The following is a 1,971-nucleotide window of genomic DNA, read 5'->3' as shown; positions in this document are numbered from 1 at the left end:
TGTCGGCCAGCGCCGGCACGACCTTCTTGGTGGCTTCGTCGTACGACACCAGCGTGTTGAAGATCACGTCGGCCGAGGCGTTGGTGGTGACGAGCGAGTTGAACTGCACGACGTCGAAGCCGTCGGGCTCGCTTCGGTGCCGACCGTGAGCCGCTTCCCCGTCGCGACGAGAGGGGCCGCCGCGGCGAGCGCGGCGGCGGCGCCAGCGGCGCGCTGCTCGTGGAAGCCGGTGGGGAAGCCGACAGGGACGCGGTGCCCTGCGAGTCGGGCGCCGACGAGCGCGCCGTGATGCGCGGCGAGCCCTCGCCACGCGGGGAGTCCGGCGTAGGCGTCAGGCCCGACAGCGCATGATTCGACGCGGCCCGGCGCGCCCCGCCGGCATCGGTGGCCGGGGTGGAATGCTCGGTGTGTGTGGTGGAGTCGGCGCCGGGTTGCGGGCCGATCCGTTGCCCCGAATTGACGTTATTGAGCATGACGCAGTCCTGTTGGTGCGCGGCGCGGTCGAGCGCTGGGCCTTTTGTCATGAAAAATTAATCTTCCGGCGGGCCGGAAAATAATTCCATGCGAAGGAGCGTCGCGCGACGCGAAGCGATCAGGTCTTCGGCTTGCCGCTGTCGGGCCACCATGGTTGCGGCGACTCGCGAATCCGGTAGTCGTCGAGGTTCTTGCCGGCGATCCATTTGGGGCGCTGGCCCCGGCCGGACCAGGTCTGCCCGGTTTCCGGGTTGTAGAACTTCGCCTTCACCGGCGTGCGCTTGGGCTTGATGAAGCCCGCCGCGCGCAGCAGCTCCAGCTCGGAAATGTCGTACTCCTGCACATCCTTCGCCAGTTGTTCGAGCTTCGCCTGCTTTTCCCGCTGGCGGGTTTCCTCGAGCAACCGGTTCAGTTGCCCGAGCTGACGTTGCAACTGGCGAATGGTGGGATTGGTCATCGTGCAAGGTCATCGGCACAGCATGGCGTGGCAGCCCGGCATCGCCGCTTCAACCGCCGTTGGTCGGCCGGGCCGGGCTGCGGCGGGCAGGTCAGGTCAGCGTGAACTCCGTCTGGGCGCCCGCCGCGGCCGGGCGGACATGCTCCCGGCGCACAGCGAGAAAAATTTCCTGAAGCAGTGCGAAGCATTCGGTGGTCACGTCCTCGCGGGCGCGCCGGTTCAGCACCTCGTGGTCGACGTTCTCGAGCACCAGCGCGTCGAGCCGCGGCAGGCTGCCGAGCTTGCGGCGGCTGCCGCCGAAGTGCATGTAGAACTCGTCGAGCGCGTGATCCTTCGGGCTGAACAGCAGCCGCACGCGCACGCCCGCGGCGTCGAGCCGGCGGAAGTGGCGGTGCACCTGGTGGCTGGAGGTGGTGGCGAACAGCCGGTCGTTCGACAGCGTCGCGAGATGGCGCTGCACGCGCGTCATGGCGTGACGCCACAGCGTGCGGGCCGCCGGGCGCAGGCTGAGTTCGCCGCGCAGCACCTTGGTCCACTTGTCGGCGCGCGTCATCGAGCGCAGGTTGGCGCGCGCCGAGCCGCGCGGATTCTGCGCGGCCTGCAGGATGGTGCAGTTCTCGGGCAGCAGGAAGCTCGCCGGGTTCACGAGGATCAGCCCGCGGATGCCGAGGTTCTTGCGCGAGGCAACCAGCGCCGTGTAGGCGCCCGCGCAGATGCCGAAGATCACGATCTGCCGGTAGCCGCGCGCGGCCAGCCAATCCACCCAGGCGGCCAGATCGGCCGCCATCGATTCGTAGGGGATCTGGCCGGGGCCGCGCGCCTGCGCCGCGCCCGCGCTGTCGCCGATGCCGTCGGCATCGACGCGCAGCGACGCGTAGCCGTGGCACACCATCTCGCGCGCCAGCTCCACGCCGAAGCGGCCGTCGCCGACATGATGGGTGGCGCCGGTGTTCGCGATCAGCAGCGCGGGCGCGGTCGTATCGCCGGCGCGCATCGGCTCGCACAGGATGCCGGCGAGCCGGCCGTCGCCGGCCCGCACC

2 protein-coding genes and 1 pseudogene are annotated in these 1,971 nt (G+C 69.9%); all 3 read right to left on the bottom strand.

Annotated elements, in window-relative coordinates; translation table 11 throughout:
* Positions 1–201: pseudogene (locus G3N92_RS33590) on the bottom strand (ABC transporter substrate-binding protein); the annotation flags it as partial.
* A gap of 391 nt (positions 202–592) precedes the next feature.
* Positions 593–931 (bottom strand): H-NS histone family protein, encoded by a 339-nt coding sequence (locus G3N92_RS33585; protein ID WP_206131803.1) that lies wholly within the window; start codon positions 929–931, stop codon positions 593–595.
* A 91-nt stretch (positions 932–1,022) separates the two neighbouring features.
* Positions 1,023–1,971: alpha/beta hydrolase (locus tag G3N92_RS33580; protein WP_206131802.1), on the bottom strand; the 949-nt coding region annotated here is incomplete at its 5' end.

The organism is Burkholderia sp. Ac-20379, from assembly GCF_017104645.1.
Lineage (GTDB): Bacteria > Pseudomonadota > Gammaproteobacteria > Burkholderiales > Burkholderiaceae > Burkholderia.
Note: the sequence above shows the minus strand (reverse complement) of the source record. Positions and strands in the feature narration are given on the sequence as shown.